Origin of the sequence: Mesorhizobium sp. WSM2561 (assembly GCF_000513915.1) — a bacterium.
GTDB lineage: Bacteria > Pseudomonadota > Alphaproteobacteria > Rhizobiales > Rhizobiaceae > Mesorhizobium > Mesorhizobium muleiense.
Genome location: NZ_AZUX01000015.1, coordinates 1 through 14,708, shown reverse-complemented (window position 1 = coordinate 14,708; position 14,708 = coordinate 1). Strand labels below are relative to the sequence as shown.

The window sequence follows — 14,708 nt, the reverse complement described above, 5'->3', positions numbered from 1 at the left end:
TGCGCCATGAGTTCGCAGCCCGCCACCACGATCAATCGGCGGGTCGGCGTTCGTTGGATTGTTGCCGCGGCCGCGATCTTGATTTTGCTCGGCGCAATGGTTCTCGACACCAAGGTCGTCATAATTGGTTCGGCGGAGGACGCGCGAAAGGCTGCGTTTTCCCCGGAAGAATACGGCAAGTCCGAGTTTCCGAAGGTTCAATCCGCCGTGGGGCAGCGCGCGGTGAACGCCGCTACCCTCGCGTCGGCCATTGCCAAGGACAAGGCGGCAGCAGAGAAGGAGTACGGCGTGCCGGCCAATGTCGGTACGGAATTCTCAGTCAAATTCACCGGCGTGGTCGGTGAGGGAAAGTCCGGCATCTACGCCGTCAAGGTCGACGATGTTCCCAGCACCTTGGTCATTCGCGTGCAGACGGGGCCGGCGATCAACGGAACCGACCTGCGCGATGCCACGGGCACGATCACCTTCGGGCAATTCACCAACCAGATCGAGTATCAGAACGCCGGATCGGCCTTGAACAACGAGATGAAGAAGCAGGTGTTGTCGGCCATCGACAACACCAAGCTCACCGGGAAGGCGATTTCGGTGATAGGCGTGTTCAAATTGATCAATCCCAAGGGCTGGCTCGTCACACCCGTAAAGCTGAGCGTTCAATGAATGCGGCGCATCAATTCGAGCCGGCGGCCGGCGACACCGTGCTCGCGGCGCGCAATATCGTAAAATCCTATGGCGGAACGCATGCCCTCAAGGGGGTCAATTTCGACATCCGCCGTGGCGAGGTCACCACCCTGTTCGGAGAGAATGGCGCAGGCAAGTCGACGCTGATGAAGATCCTTTCCGGTGTCGAGACGCCGACGTCCGGAAGCATCGAGCTCGATGGCCGTCCTGTCGTCTTCTCCTCGACCGTCGACGCGCGGGACCGCGGCATCTCGATAATCCATCAGGAGTTGAGTCTCGCGCCCAATCTGAGTGTGCGCGACAATATTTTCATGGGCCGTGAGTTGCGGGGCGCGACCGGCCTCGACTTCGCGGAAGAGGCTCGTCAGACGCGGATGCTGATGGCCGATCTAGAGGAAGACATCGATCCGCTGACCCTGGTGCAGGATCTGCGCCTGGGGCAGCAGCAGATCGTCGAAATCGCCCGCGCGCTCTCCGTCGATTCACGCATCCTGATCATGGACGAGCCTACCTCCGCATTGAGCGCGACCGAGGTAGAAGTGCTGTTCAAGGTGATCCGGGACCTGACCGCCCGCGGCGTCTCGATCGTGTACATCTCCCATCACCTCGAAGAAGCGCTGCAGATCACCGACCACGCGGTGGTGCTGCGCGACGGGACGATCACGGCCACGGCCAAAGCGAAGAACATCGATCTCGAATGGATCGTCCGCAACATGGTGGGCGAGAACTTCGACCTGGGATCGCCGCCCACGGGATACGTATTCGGCGACGTTGCCCTGTCAATCGACGATGTGAGCGTCGCCGACGTTTCGGGTTCGGACCGCCTGGTCGTCGACCGGCTGTCGCTCGATGTCCGCGCGGGCGAGATCGTCTGCATTTACGGGCTGATGGGCGCCGGGCGCACGGAATTGCTGGAGTGCGTCGCCGGACGCTTGCCGGTGACGGGCGGCCGCGTCTCGCTGGAGGGCGACGACATCTCCCGCCTCAGCATTGCGGAGCGGATAAATAGGGGGCTTGTGCTGGTGCCTGAGGACCGCCAACGCGACGGGCTGGTCCAGACGATGACCGTGGGGGCAAATCTGTCGCTCGCCAGCATTGGCGCCTTCGTCAAGGGGATGCTGCTTTCGCGGTCGCGGGAGCGGTCGCTGATCGACGGAACCATTCGCGATGTGCGCGTCAAGACGGCGGGCGCAGGCGCGCCCATCGGATCGCTGTCCGGCGGCAATCAGCAGAAGGTCGTCATCGGCAAGATGCTGACGACCAATCCCAAGGTCATGCTCTTGGACGAGCCCAGCCGGGGGATCGACGTCGGCGCCAAGGCGGAGGTGTTCCGGCTGCTCGGCGAGCGGGCTGCGCAGGGGCTCGCGGTCGTTTTCTCGACCTCGGAAGTCGCCGAGTGCCTTGGTATCGCGCACCGGATCATCGTCATGCGCCGAGGCAGGATTTCGGCTCAGTTCGGCGCCGACGTCACGAAAGAGCAGATCATGGCAGCCTCGGGCGAGGCCGTGCTTGTCTGATCATGAAGAATACAGGAGCCAGACCGTGACCAACGCAAGCCCAGATCGTACACGCTCCGGCCCGAGGACATCGAGCGGTGGCTTCAGTGTGGCCAAGCTGTTGCTGGAGGGCCGGGCGTTTCTCGCGCTGATGGTGATCATCTTCGTCTTCTCGATGCTGTCGCCCTATTACTTCTCGCTGGGCAATTTCCTCACCATGGCGTCGCATGTCGCCATCTTCGGCATCCTCGCGGTCGGCATGCTGCTGGTCATCCTCAATGGCGGCATCGACCTGTCGGTGGGGTCGACGCTTGGGCTGTCGGGGGTCATCGCCGGATTCCTGATGCAGGGCGTGCAGTTGCAAATGCTCGGCGTCGTGCTGTTTCCCCCCGTCTGGGTGGTCGTGGTGCTGGTGTGCGTGCTCGGCGCACTGGTCGGCCTGGTCAACGGCGTCCTTATCGCCTGGTTGAAGGTGCCGGCCTTCGTTGCCACGCTGGGCATGCTCTATGTGGTGCGCGGCGCCGCGCTGCTGATGACAAACGGCCTCACATATAATGATCTCGGCGGCAAGCCGGAGCTGGGCAATACCGGCTTCGACTGGCTGGGCTTCAACCGCCTGTTCGGTATTCCCATCGGGGTGCTGGTCATGGTGGTCATCGCGATCATCGGCAGCATCATCCTCAATCGCACGGCCTTCGGCCGGTGGCTCTATGCCTCCGGCGGCAACGAGCGCGCCGCGGAACTGTCCGGCGTGCCGGTGAAAAAAGTGCAGGTGTCGGTGTATATGCTGTCCGGCATCTGCGCCTCGGTAGCCGGCCTCATCCTGTCCTCGGAACTGACCTCGGCAGGGCCGACCGCCGGCAACTCCTACGAACTGACCGCCATTGCAGCCGTCGTCATCGGCGGCGCGGCACTCACTGGTGGTCGAGGCAATATCCGCGGCACGCTGGTCGGGGCCTTCGTCATCGGCTTCCTCTCCGATGGCCTGGTGATCATCGGCGTGTCCGCCTACTGGCAAACAGTGTTCACCGGCGCGGTCATCGTGTTGGCGGTGCTGCTCAACGCCATTCAGTATCGCCGTCGCGTCAAGCTCCCGGGCTCGACCGGCGGCCCTTCGACTTCTCCGCAACAAGCCGGCAAGGCCCGAACGGCCGATCCCGCTCACGAGAAGATTGCCGGTTGACCGGTACCATCGCTAACCAAGGAGGAAATTTCATGTATGGCAAGGCAAGAATTCTAATGCTCACAGCCTTTGCGCTGGCCGCTCCGGTCCTCGCAGGGTCGGTAAGCGCAGCGTCGGCCGAAGGTCTCATTTCGATCATCGTCATTGACCCCGCCAACCCGTACTGGCTCACCGAAGGCAATGTGGCCAAGGCCGAGGCCGAAAAACTCGGCTACACCGCGACTGTCGGCGCATCGAAAGCCGACACGAACACGGAAAGCAGACTGATCGACACCGCGATCACCAACAAATCCGTGGCGATCATCCTCGATCCTGCCGACGCCAGCGGATCCATCGGCGCCGTCAAGAAGGCGATTGCTGCTAACATTCCGGTCTTCCTCGTCAACGCCGAGATAAACCAGGAAGGCCTGGCCAAAGCGCAGCTCGTTTCCAACAACGCACAGGGCGCCGCTCTGGGGGCACAGCAATGGGTGACTAATATCGGCGAGAAAGGCAACTACGTCGAACTCTTGGGCGCCCCGTCCGACAACAACGCCGCCACCCGGTCAAACGGATACGAGACCGTGATCAGCCAGTATCCGGACCTTAAAAAGGTCGGCTCGGAAGTCGCCAACTGGGACCGTACCCAGGGCCACGACAAGATGCAGAGCCTGCTGCAGGCCCATCCCGATATCATCGGCGTGACGAGCGGCAATGACGAGATGGCGCTCGGCGCGATCGCCGCGCTGAAAGAAGCCGGAAAGCTGTCGAGCATCAAGGTCGGCGGCTTCGATGGCTCTCCGGACGCCGTCGCCGCGATCAAGGCGGGCGACTTGCAGTACACCGTGCTCCAGCCGGTGGCCGTCTACTCGGCGAAGGCCGTACAACAGGCCGACTCGTTCATAAAAACCGGCAAAACCGGCGCGCCGACCGAGAAGCAGCTGTTTGACTGCCTTCTTATCACCCAGGACAACGTCGACAAATACACGGCTCCCTTCACGCTCTCGGAGTAAAAACGAAGGAGGAGTGTCCCGCGGGACACTCCTCGCCTGATCCGAGGCGGCGACCTCTTTGATCGGGCGACGCACCGCACGTACGTCTGTCACGCCAAAACTGAAACGCGGGTCGTGACCTGAATCCGCGCGCGTGGCTCTATGGAGCGGCTGATGTGGCCCACCACATGTCGTTGAAACGTCATCCGTACCCACCCATATGAGCATTGCGTCGGATGTTTTCCTCCCATTGCGTCCGGCGCGTTCCCCTCTGGAGGTTTTGAACCTTCATGCCTGGCCGGACTTTAACAGTCCGGCCTTTTTTCTTTTTGGCCCTGTGAAGCTGCGCTGCCGCGAGCGAGGTGTAGAACCGCCGTAGGTCGCAGCATCCACGACCGGCAGGCCGCGGTGCTGGCGGCGCGGACGGGCGCCCAACCGGCATAACCAGCCCAATGACCGAGAAATGGCCAATTTCGTCAAACTCGACAGCGGCTTGGCAGTAGGGGGTGCGGCGACGGAAGCTGCCATTTTGTCAGAAAATCCACTAGTCTCGCCTGGTTTGCGAGACGGCGAGAGATGCCCGACCTGAAATTGATGCCTGATATGAAGCAAATGAGATTGCTCGGTATCGTGGCCGCGACGGCGATTGGCCTGTATGTCTGCTATCTCTTGGCGTTGCCTTTCTTGCCCGCGTTGACCTGGGCGCTGGTGTTGGCAATCATCCTGTATCCGGCTCATCGACGGGTCGAGGAAAGGCTCAGGAATCAAAATCTGGCTGCACTGGTATCGGTGAGCGTCGCGGCGGTGGCGGTCGGCCTGCCGCTCATCTTCGTGGCACAGCAGCTTGTTCGCGAGGCGATAAACGGCGCCACCTTTGTGGAGGGGGTCATCCGGGGCTGGAACACAGATGCCTTCGTGTCGGATTATCCCAGGCTTTCGGCCGTTGCCCAGTGGATCGAGAACCAACTCGATCCGGCCGGCACGGTCGCCGCATTTGTACAATGGCTGACGGGACAAAGCACATCGCTGTTGCGCGGCTCGATCAATCAGGCCGTGATGTTCGTGCTGACATTCTATCTGCTGTTCTATTTTCTGAGGGACCGTGAACCCGCCCTGCGGGGGATCGAGCGTCTGTCGCCCCTGCGTGCACCGGAGACGGCATATTTGCTGTCCCGCCTTGCCGAGACGGTACATGCGATCCTGATTGGCACCGTGCTTGTCGCCGCTGTGCAGGGAACGCTGGGCGGCCTGATATTCTGGTGGCTCGGCCTGCCCACTCCGGTCTTCTGGGGCTTGGCAATGGGACTTCTTGCCATCGTGCCGGTGCTCGGCGCATTCCTGATCTGGGTGCCGGCAGCGATCTATCTCGCGCTGGAGGGGGCTTGGGCGAGCGCGGCGATCCTGACCGTCTGGGGCGGCGTGGTCGTCGCCGGCATCGACAATCTGCTCTATCCGATACTTGTCGGGAATCGGTTGCGGCTCCACACGGTGGTCGCCTTTGTCGGTGCTGTCGGTGGTATCGTCCTGTTTGGAGCATCCGGGCTCGTCCTCGGCCCTGCGGTGATTGCGGTCACCGTCAGCCTCATTGACATCCTCAAGAAACGATTGAACGACCAAACCGGGGCGGAACTGACGCCAAAGCGCGACACAAAGCCATCACGTCAGTCGAGAGCCGCGCCTGGTCGTGAATAAGCATCGCCACGCGCCACCAGTTCGATTCCAGACCTAAAGAACGTGGAAGGCCCGTATCGCTCGCAAAGGGTGCGCTTACCCCCGGCGTCGAACATTTGCGAACCTCCAGCAAAGGCATCACGTCGTCGATGAAGCTTTGCAGGTCGACCCAATAATCGAGGCTGGCCGAGGCAAGCGGGTTGGCTTTCTGTCAACCGGCCTCATGGGTGGAGCTGCAAGTCTGCGGCCGACCCGTGAAACCTCCAGAGGAGGTGGGGCGCAGTCCATTCGATCGGGTGCGGAGAAAAGCGTCGATCGGGTGGACAGTTTCCCGTTCGTCGTCCCATTATCGATGCTAGGCGTTTGGTGAGTTGTGGAAGCATGAAGATTGCATGCGTTGTAGGCGGCGGGTTCCTCTTTTATCGAGTACATCCGCGCTTTGTTGGAGAGCCAAATGCAAGAATTCCTTCTTTTTGTGATCGTAGGGTTTTTAGCTCAGGCCGTCGACGGAGCTCTCGGCATGGCCTACGGGGTGGTTTGCTCGACAGCACTACTGGGGTTCGGCGTGTCTCCTGCACACGCTTCGGCTTCAGTTCATGCGGCCGAGCTGTTTACCACGGCGGCCTCGGGTTCGGCTCACCTCTATCACCGCAATATCGACTGGAAGCTTTTCTGGAGGCTGATGCCATTTGGCGTGCTCGGCGGCGTTCTCGGCGCTTTTGTGCTCACCTCGTTTGAAGGGGCCGTCATGAAGCCATATGTGACCACATATCTTGCGCTCGTCGGAGCCTGGCTCCTGTTCCGTTCCTTCCGACGGATCCCAAGCAATCCGGTCCCTGACGCCGTGGTACCTCCGCTTGGACTTGGTGGTGGATTTCTCGATGCCGCAGGGGGTGGCGGATGGGGACCCATCGTGACGACGGGCCTTCTCGGTTTTGGCGGAACGCCCCGCTACGTTATTGGTACGGTAAATGCCACCGAGTTCCTTACAACGTTGTCGGTGTCTCTGACCTTCCTGTTTGCGTTGTTAACGGGCCATTGGGCGGAGGCAGGAGAACTGACAGAAAATCTGATCGCCGTTGCCGGCCTGGTCCTTGGCGGGGTGATCGCAGCGCCGATGGCCGGATTGATGGTGAAGTCGATCGCAGAAAAGACGCTTCTCAGGCTCGTTGGTACTCTCATCATACTGCTGGCGGGCTGGCAAACCGCGCAACTCTTCGAATTGGTGTAACTGAGACACATCGAAAAAAGTGTCGGCGTCGTTTCCCTGGCGGCCGTGCCGGAGACAAAAACTCAATTCCCCAATGGAACGAAGAGGCCCCGTTTTTGTTTGGATGCCTTGGACAACCGGAGGCCGAGTCGATGAGAAAATTGGTTGCAACAGCAGGGTTGGCGCTGGCGGTCGCGATGCCTGCAGCGGCGCAGGACGCAGCGACCGCGAAAGCCGAATTCGTCAACATGGCCGGCGAGAAGAACGGAACGGCCACGCTGACCGAGACGGCGCAGGGTGTGCTGATAGAGTTGCAGGTGACGGGACTGCCGGCGGGCGAATTGGTTGCGTTCCATGTTCATGAGACCGGAAAGTGCGATCATCAGACCGGCCATGACTCGGCCGGTGGGCACTTCAATCCGACGAATGCCGAACATGGATATCTCGCCGGAAAAGGCCCGCACGCGGGCGATATGCCAAATCAGCGGGTCGGCGCCGACGGCGTTTTGCGTGCTCAGGTTTTCAACAGCATGGTCAAGCTGGATGGTGGAGAAACGGCGATACGAGGCAAGGCATTGATGATCCACGGTGGGCAGGACGACTACAAAAGCCAGCCTGCCGGCGATGCCGGAAAACGTCAGGCCTGTGCCGTGATCGAGTGAGAAAACCCCAAGGGCGTAGCCGACATATGATCTGACCGGCGCTACAGTTCGGCGGCCGGGCAGATGGTCGGAGCCTCTGGCATGAGGATAAGCCAGACGGTAAGCTCATGAGCCTGCAGAGGAACTGGCGACGCAGCCATTGCGCCGAGGTTGGCCTTCATTTGCGACTGCCGGATGATTGCATGAACGATACTTCTCCTATGGGTGTGCCCGCCACGGGCCTTGCCCAGTCAGCCATTTCCGCCCGCGGCCTGGTCAAAACCTTCGGCAAGCTGCGTGCCGTCGATGGTATCGACCTCGATGTGCCGCGCGGCATTATTTTCGCTATCCTGGGTCCGAACGGCGCCGGCAAGACAACGCTGATGCGGATGCTTGCGACGCTGTCGCGCCCCGACGCCGGCTCCGCGACCGTGATGGGGCACGATCTCGTGCAGGCCCCGCACGAGGTCCGTGCGGCAATCGCGATGACCGGGCAGTTCGCTTCGCTCGACGAGGACCTGACGGGCCGGGAGAACCTCGTCCTGCTCGCCCGACTCTGGGGTTTTCGCGGTCGTGCCGCGAAAGCCCGTGCGGACGACCTGCTCGCGGCTTTCGGCTTGTCCGAAGCGGCGACGAAGCAGGTGAGGGACTATTCGGGTGGCATGCGAAGGCGGCTCGACATAGCCGCCTCGCTGATCGTCACGCCGGGCGTGCTGTTCCTCGATGAGCCGACCACGGGCCTCGATCCGAACGCCCGCAAGGATGTCTGGGGCATGATCCGCGGCCTCGCCGAGGCCGGCGTCACCATCCTGCTCACCACGCAATATCTCGAAGAGGCCGATCAACTCGCGGCACGCATCGCCGTCATCGACCACGGCAGGAAGATTGCCGAGGGCACCAGCCGCGAATTGAAGGCGGCCACCGGCTCCGGTTTTCTCCATGTCGCGCTCGCCGATGTAGCGCGGCTGGACCAGGCGGCGTCGATCCTGGAACGCCGGCTGGAGCACCCTGTCCAACGCAGTGCCGAGGGCGCCGAACTCTCCGTCCTTGCCGGCACGGCGAAGGCCGCCAACGAGGCGCTCGCCGATCTGGTCGCTGCCGGCATCGAACTGTCGGATTTCTCCATGGGCCAACCCAGCCTTGAGGAGGTCTTCTTCGCGCTGACGGGCCAGCCGAGCCTGGGTGAAAGCCGGAAGGACGACAAGCCATGATCGACACGACATCCCTGCAGCGGCTGCAAAGGGTCGCCCGACCGAGGTCCCCATCAGCCCTTTCCAACGCGCTGGTCTTCGGATGGCGCGCGGTGCTGAAATTCAAGCATGTGCCGGAGCAACTGTTCGACTTGGTGATGACTCCGATCATGTTCACGCTGCTGTTCACCTTCGTCTTCGGCGGTGCGCTCGCCGGTTCGCCTGGCGAATACCTGCAGTTCTTCCTGCCCGGCATCCTGGTTCAGACCGTGGTGTTCAACGCAGTCTATTCGGGCATGGGATTGTCGACCGACCTCGGCAAGGGCCTGTTTGACCGCTTCCGATCGCTGCCGATCTGGTCGCTCTCTCCGTTCGCCGGTCTGATGGTGGGCGACATCCTGCGCCATTTGATTGCCGCCTCGATCATTCTCATCATCGGGCTGATCCTCGGCTACCGGCCGGAGGCGGGCATCCTCGGCGTGCTTGCCGCCTTCGCCATGCTGATCGCCATCGGGTTCGGCATGGGCTGGGTATTCATCGTGCTCGGCCTGCTGATCCGCACGCCAACCACAGTGATGACGCTCGGCTTTACCTTCCTGTTCCCGCTCGTCTTCGCCTCAAACATCATGGTCGACCCCGGGACCATGCCGGACTGGCTGCGGGCCTTCGTCGAAGTCAATCCGGTGTCGCTGATGACGACGGCGCTGCGCGGGTTGATGGGTGGCGGGGCGACACTCAGTCAGGTCGTCCTCGCCCTGATCGCGCCGGTGGCGCTGACCGCGATCCTGGCGCCGACGACACTATGGCTGTATCTCAGAAGGTGAGAGGCGTAGCGGGAGAGGTATCCCTACGCGACATGCACCGTGCGCTGCCTCGGCTTGATCGCGGTGGCGAGCAGCAGGCCGGCGACGATAAAGGCGGCGCCGGCGAGGTCGTAGTCGTGCAAGCTTTCGCCTAGGAAAAGATAAGCGAGCACGGCGACAAAGACAGTCTGGAGATAGAGCAGCATGCTGGCGCGCCCGGCGCCAAGCGTCTCGACGCTGCGGTTGTAGAGGTAATACATCAGAGCGCCGCCCGGGCCAGCGACATAGGCGAGTGCCAGAAGGCCGTTCGCATGCAGCGCCGAACGCTCGCCGGAAAACAGCTCCCAGAGATAGAGGGGCAGTGCGGCCAGCGCGCCGGCCCCCAGCAGCAGGACCACCGTCGGCAGCAGTTCGATGGCGAATTTGGCGCGACGCAGCAGCACGGTGTAGAGGCCCCAGCAAAACGCGCTGCCGACGATCCACAACTCGCCGGGATTGAACTGGAGCCGCATCAGCGCGGTAAGGTCGCCGCGCGCCACGATCACCACCATCCCGATCAGAGCGAGCAGCGCGCCAAGCGCCTTCCAGATGCCGAGGGGCTCGCCGAGCACGAAGCGGGCAAGCACCATGGTCATGATCGGCGACAGCGCCATGATGATGCCGGCGGTCGTCGCGTCGGTGTAATTGAGGCCCGTGTAGATCATGCCCTGACAGAGGGTCAGCCCGATGGCGCCGATGGCCAGCACCTCGATCGCCCGGGACTGGATCAGTGTGAGCATCGCCCCGTGATGATGATGGACGATAGGCAGCAGGATCGCGCAGGCGAGCGCCAGCCGCCAGAAGCAGAGCGCCCAAGGCGGCATCTCGGGGGCGACCCACTTGGCTGCGATGTAGACGCCGGCGGACAGGAGCCAGCAGAGCGTCGCGGTGGAATAGGCGAGTGGAAGCGATGCGTCGGCTGTCGTCTTGGCTACGCCAGGATGGGCTATCGGCAGCGATTGCATGCCCGTCTCTCCTCCCACCGCCGATCTTAGCAAGATTGCTGCGCCTTGCCGAGCCGCAATGTCAGCTGTTTAACCTTGAATTCAAAAAAGGTGAGCCATTGCGGGTCTTGCTGCTCGCGCCTTGAGGCCGGTGCGAGATCACTACAGAGGCATAGGCTACAGGCCTGCCTCCTCAGACGAAGCAGGCTCATACCTTGAGATGAAGCGTAACCAAAAACAGTGCTTTCGGCACCCTCTTCGAAACGAGCGGTGAGCCGCAGCCAGTTGCCGAAATGGCCGAGACGGGCAGCCGCAACACCGTCCTTGGCGGTTGGCATTTCCAGGCTTGTGCCTTCGCGCACCCAGTGCATGCCGTCGGGCGATATTTCGACCCAGGCTGTCGGGGCGCGTCCGACCGGCGACCTCAGCGCGCGCACGAAGATGATCGCTTCCCGCGCCCAGCCGGCTTCATAAGGCTCGCTCGCCGCCTCGGGCAACTCATCAACAACGCGACGTTCCGACCGTTCCGCGTTTTTCTCGCAGTCGCGGCTCTCTACTTTGTCGTCTGCTATCCATTGTCCCAGCTGTCGCGTCTGCTGGAAAGGAGGCTCCATGCTGGAAGTGCTTATTGATAATGTCCACAAGAGCTTCGGAGCTGTCGAAGTCCTCAAGGGCGTCTCGCTGTCCGTCAATCGGGGCGATGTGTTTGCGTTGATCGGCCGCTCCGGTTCCGGAAAAAGCACGCTTCTGCGCTGCATCAACGGATTGGAAAAGATCAATTCCGGCCGCATCGAAGTTGCCGGCCACGCCGTTGGCCGAGACCCGAAAGAGTTGCGCAAGCTGCGCACCGATGTCGGCATCGTCTTCCAAAGCTACAATCTCTTTCCGCACCTGACGGTGGGCGAAAACATCATGCTGGCGCCGCGGATCGTCAAATTGGTGTCGAAAGCTGAAGCCAAACCACTGCGGAGGAAGTTCTCGGCATGGTTGGCCTGTCGGAGAAGTTCGACGCCTATCCCGACCAGCTTTCCGGCGGCCAGCAGCAGCGCGTGGCGATCGCCCGCTCGCTCGCCATGCGTCCCAAGGTGATGCTGTTCGACGAGGTGACGTCGGCGCTCGATCCGGAACTGACCGAGGAGGTGCTGAACGTGCTGGAAACGCTCGCCCGTAACGGAATGACCATGCTGCTCGTCACCCACGAGATGGGTTTTGCCCGCCGGGTGGCGACCACAACGATTTTCATGCATCACGGAAAGATCTGGGAAGAGGGGCCTTCGGTGGAACTCTTCGGCAGGCCGAAGACCCCGGAACTGCAGCAGTTTATTAAATCGGACGTGAAGTAGCCCGGCAAATCAGGCCGGGAGCCGCCACATTCGCACACGACCTGTACCACGCAATTCCGTTTCCGCGAGTGGGTCGCAAGCAAAATTTGGTCCAAGCAGTTTGCGAGTTGCATCCGAAATACGGATTTCGTCGGGCTCCGCTGACGTTTGAATACGTGCGGCGAGATTAACGGTCTCGCCCCAAAGGTCATAGGCAAACCGCCTTTTGCCTATGACGCCCGCGACGATTGGCCCTGAGTGAATTCCAATCCTGAGTCTTAGCGGTTGTCCCGCGAAGCGTTCGAGCTTAACCGCCTTCCGCAGTTCAAGTGCATAGTGCGCAAGGGCTTCTGCATGATCGGATCGCGCGGCGGGCAGGCCAGCGACCACCATCACACAATCGCCGATTGTCTTGATCTTTTCGCAGCCGTATCGTTCCGAGAGCAGATCCGCCGCCTTGAAGAAGTAATTTAACATAGCGAGCGTCGTCTCGGCTCCGACGCTCCGCGCTCTTTCTGTAAAGCCGACGATGTCGGCAAAAAGCACACTCACCTCAGCGTGGTTGTCTGCAATTTGTTCGTCCGCTTTTAACCGCTCCGCGATCGACGCCGGAAGAATGTTGAGGAGTAGGCTTTCGGCGCGCTGGTATTCACGCGACAATCCCTCTTGGCTCTGCCTCAACGCCTCGTTCGTCAATTGTAATTTTTCGTTGAGTTGACGCTCTCTCTCTTGCAGGAGCGTCATTTCATAAGCCTTCTGTTGAAGCCGCTGCCTATTGTCGCGTTCGGCGGTGGCGTCAAGAAAAAGCAGCCACACGCAGGCATTGTCAGCAAAAAGATGAAGGTCCGCGACACGCCCGCTGGGCAGTTCGACCATGGCCATATGATATGGCAGCTCCGGGCAAGGCAGCAAACCCTCCATGAATTCAAGCTGCTCGGCAACGGGCCTACCAATGCGAAGTGATGAGAGTCCGTAATGTTTAACACTACCGCCCTTCGCAGCGATGCAAAGCTGGGCGTCAATTTTCAGATATGCGACAGAGTGCTCGTTGTAGAAGAAATCGTAAATCCAGCTTCTGACTTCTCTTGGCAATCCATGCATGGTCTATTTGGTGACCATCGAAGCAAGCTGACGAAATGCATCATCAACATGTTCACCTGAAAGCGCGCTTGTTAGATAGATTTGCCATCCAAGTTGCCTCAGTTCGTTAATCTCACTATCCGGTATTGCCCACCGATCGGCCAGATCGGATTTGTTGAACAGTAATACGAACGGCATGGCGCCGAATTCGGCCTCGGCCCGCTCGCGCAGCGTGAGCGCCACGGCAAGAGTAGCGGCGCGGGTTCCATCGACGACAAGCACGAGCCCGCTCGCACCTCGCACATAGCTGACGCGGAATGAGCCGATATCGTCTTCGCCGGCCAAATCCCACAAAATCAGATCCACGGTTTTATCCGGCAGTACAACACTCTTCTTGTCGATTTTCACTCCCACCGTGGTCAAGTAGGTTTCTGAAAAGATGCTTTGCACAAACCTGCGAACCAGACTCGTTTTTCCGACAGCGAACCCGCCCAACATGCAGATCTTTTTTTGCAATAACCTGGGCCCTAGTGGAAGTTTACCGTAACCGAAACTCTGCGATTGGCGGAGCTCCCGGTTCGGCTATTCTCAGTCTCCGCCGGCTCAAAAGTGCCCGCGCCGCGAACCAAAAGCGATTCCGGAGCGACGCCGCGCTTCTTGAGAAGCGCACGAACTGTCTCGGCGCGGGCGGCGCTGATCGACGCGTTGGCCGTCTCACGGCCCACGGCGTCCGAATGGCCAGTCAACATGAACTGTGCTGTTACGCCTGCCTTGCGGGCGTCCTTGGCCAATTCCTTCAACTGATTCGCCAATTTGTCGAGAACCGGCAGTTGCTCTGGTCCCGGTACAGCCTTGCCAGAATCGAAGAAAATGTCGACCGCTTGAATAGCCTCCCTCAAATGCGTGAGTTCCTGAGGGGTCAACTCGCGCAGCTCGGAAATTTCTAGAGAGAGTCCGTCCGCGGCCAGTTGTTGGGCGGCGACCCGCGCCCGATCTATCCAGGCGGCAGGAGCCTCGCCCACGACAACGATGCGATCCTTGATGATCGAAAATCGTACTGAATCCGGCGGAGCCAGCGACGCCATCAGCCGCTTCACCACGAACTTCGGATCAAGGCTCTGATAGAATTGCCACTGCGAATGAACGCGAGCAGGATCAACCCCTGTTCCGGACAGCAGAGCCTGCGGGTCGGCAGCCTGCGGGTCTCTCAGGCCGGAAATATAGAAATGCCCGCCACTCGCCCTTTGTTGGGCGACGATGATTCCCGGTTGGGCCTCAAGACGCGACACATAAGTCTGCCAGTGCTCCGCCGCACGTGCTTCGGGGCTCACATCACGAACCTTGGAGAAGTCGAATACCGGTCCGCCTGCCTCAAGCTGTCGGGCCGCTACGCGTGCCCGATCTATCCAGGTGTCGGGAGCCTCACCCTCGGCAACGATGCGATCCTCGACGATCGAAAGCCGAACCGATTTCGGCGGGG

13 protein-coding genes and 3 pseudogenes are annotated in these 14,708 nt (G+C 60.9%); 11 read left to right on the top strand and 5 right to left on the bottom strand.

Annotated features, from left to right (window positions below):
• Positions 1–6: 6 nt before the first annotated feature.
• From M727_RS0113900 to M727_RS0113855, 9 genes are all read left to right on the top strand, one after another.
• Positions 7–657: a DUF2291 domain-containing protein gene (locus M727_RS0113900; RefSeq protein ID WP_027153187.1), complete on the top strand. Its 651-nt coding sequence runs from the start codon at positions 7–9 to the stop codon at positions 655–657.
• On the top strand, positions 654–2,195 hold the full coding sequence (locus M727_RS0113895; protein WP_027153186.1) for a sugar ABC transporter ATP-binding protein: 1,542 nt from the start codon (positions 654–656) through the stop codon (positions 2,193–2,195). Before M727_RS0113900 ends, M727_RS0113895 begins: the two co-directional genes overlap by 4 nt.
• 25 nt (positions 2,196–2,220) lie before the next feature.
• A complete protein-coding gene (locus M727_RS0113890) occupies positions 2,221–3,357 on the top strand; it encodes an ABC transporter permease (RefSeq protein ID WP_027153185.1) in 1,137 nt (378 codons plus the stop codon).
• Between the two features lie 32 nt (positions 3,358–3,389).
• Complete coding sequence (locus M727_RS0113885) at positions 3,390–4,349, top strand: D-ribose ABC transporter substrate-binding protein (protein WP_027153184.1); 960 nt, start codon at positions 3,390–3,392, stop codon at positions 4,347–4,349.
• A 609-nt stretch (positions 4,350–4,958) separates the two neighbouring features.
• Positions 4,959–6,020 carry an AI-2E family transporter gene (locus M727_RS36435; protein ID WP_236372649.1) on the top strand — a complete coding sequence of 354 codons (1,062 nt, stop codon included), beginning with the start codon at positions 4,959–4,961 and terminating at the stop codon, positions 6,018–6,020.
• A 433-nt stretch (positions 6,021–6,453) separates the two neighbouring features.
• Positions 6,454–7,230 (top strand): sulfite exporter TauE/SafE family protein, encoded by a 777-nt coding sequence (locus tag M727_RS0113875; protein WP_027153183.1) that lies wholly within the window; start codon positions 6,454–6,456, stop codon positions 7,228–7,230.
• Positions 7,231–7,361: 131 nt separating this feature from the next.
• Positions 7,362–7,871 (top strand): superoxide dismutase family protein, encoded by a 510-nt coding sequence (locus tag M727_RS0113870; protein WP_027153182.1) that lies wholly within the window; start codon positions 7,362–7,364, stop codon positions 7,869–7,871.
• 182 nt (positions 7,872–8,053) lie between these two features.
• Positions 8,054–9,061 (top strand): daunorubicin resistance protein DrrA family ABC transporter ATP-binding protein, encoded by a 1,008-nt coding sequence (locus M727_RS0113860; RefSeq protein ID WP_027153181.1) that lies wholly within the window; start codon positions 8,054–8,056, stop codon positions 9,059–9,061.
• On the top strand, positions 9,058–9,864 hold the full coding sequence (locus tag M727_RS0113855; RefSeq protein ID WP_027153180.1) for an ABC transporter permease: 807 nt from the start codon (positions 9,058–9,060) through the stop codon (positions 9,862–9,864). Before M727_RS0113860 ends, M727_RS0113855 begins: the two co-directional genes overlap by 4 nt.
• Positions 9,865–9,887: 23 nt before the next feature.
• Here M727_RS0113855 and M727_RS0113850 read toward each other — a convergent pair whose 3' ends face one another.
• Both M727_RS0113850 and M727_RS44000 read right to left on the bottom strand, forming a co-directional pair.
• A complete protein-coding gene (locus tag M727_RS0113850; protein ID WP_027153179.1) occupies positions 9,888–10,847 on the bottom strand; it encodes a DMT family transporter in 960 nt (319 codons plus the stop codon).
• 187 nt (positions 10,848–11,034) lie between these two features.
• A pseudogene (locus tag M727_RS44000) lies at positions 11,035–11,323 on the bottom strand (hypothetical protein).
• Here M727_RS44000 and M727_RS43030 point away from each other — a divergent pair.
• Positions 11,291–11,458 (top strand): annotated as a pseudogene (locus tag M727_RS43030) (amino acid ABC transporter permease); the annotation flags it as partial. The pseudogenes M727_RS44000 and M727_RS43030 sit on opposite strands and share 33 nt — an antisense overlap.
• Positions 11,439–12,169 (top strand): annotated as a pseudogene (locus M727_RS36425) (amino acid ABC transporter ATP-binding protein). The pseudogenes M727_RS43030 and M727_RS36425, both read left to right, overlap by 20 nt.
• Before the next feature lie 9 nt (positions 12,170–12,178).
• On the opposite strand, the gene M727_RS0113835 reads toward M727_RS36425, so the two are convergent.
• From M727_RS0113835 to M727_RS0113825, 3 genes are all read right to left on the bottom strand, one after another.
• Complete coding sequence (locus M727_RS0113835; protein WP_027153178.1) at positions 12,179–13,249, bottom strand: adenylate/guanylate cyclase domain-containing protein; 1,071 nt, start codon at positions 13,247–13,249, stop codon at positions 12,179–12,181.
• 3 nt (positions 13,250–13,252) lie between these two features.
• Complete coding sequence (locus M727_RS0113830; protein WP_036262255.1) at positions 13,253–13,726, bottom strand: Rab family GTPase; 474 nt, start codon at positions 13,724–13,726, stop codon at positions 13,253–13,255.
• 29 nt (positions 13,727–13,755) lie between these two features.
• On the bottom strand, positions 13,756–14,708 hold a 953-nt coding region (locus tag M727_RS0113825; protein WP_027153176.1), incomplete at its 5' end, for an OmpA family protein.

Coding starts and splice junctions, on each gene's coding strand:
- M727_RS0113900 (WP_027153187.1), top strand. CDS start 7: ATGAGTTCGCAGCCCGCCACCACGATCAATCGGCGGGTCGGCGTTCGT.
- M727_RS0113895 (WP_027153186.1), top strand. CDS start 654: ATGAATGCGGCGCATCAATTCGAGCCGGCGGCCGGCGACACCGTGCTC.
- M727_RS0113885 (WP_027153184.1), top strand. CDS start 3,390: ATGTATGGCAAGGCAAGAATTCTAATGCTCACAGCCTTTGCGCTGGCC.
- M727_RS0113875 (WP_027153183.1), top strand. CDS start 6,454: ATGCAAGAATTCCTTCTTTTTGTGATCGTAGGGTTTTTAGCTCAGGCC.
- M727_RS0113870 (WP_027153182.1), top strand. CDS start 7,362: ATGAGAAAATTGGTTGCAACAGCAGGGTTGGCGCTGGCGGTCGCGATG.
- M727_RS0113860 (WP_027153181.1), top strand. CDS start 8,054: ATGAACGATACTTCTCCTATGGGTGTGCCCGCCACGGGCCTTGCCCAG.
- M727_RS0113855 (WP_027153180.1), top strand. CDS start 9,058: ATGATCGACACGACATCCCTGCAGCGGCTGCAAAGGGTCGCCCGACCG.
- M727_RS0113850 (WP_027153179.1), bottom strand. CDS start 10,847: ATGCAATCGCTGCCGATAGCCCATCCTGGCGTAGCCAAGACGACAGCC.
- M727_RS0113835 (WP_027153178.1), bottom strand. CDS start 13,249: ATGCATGGATTGCCAAGAGAAGTCAGAAGCTGGATTTACGATTTCTTC.
- M727_RS0113830 (WP_036262255.1), bottom strand. CDS start 13,726: ATGTTGGGCGGGTTCGCTGTCGGAAAAACGAGTCTGGTTCGCAGGTTT.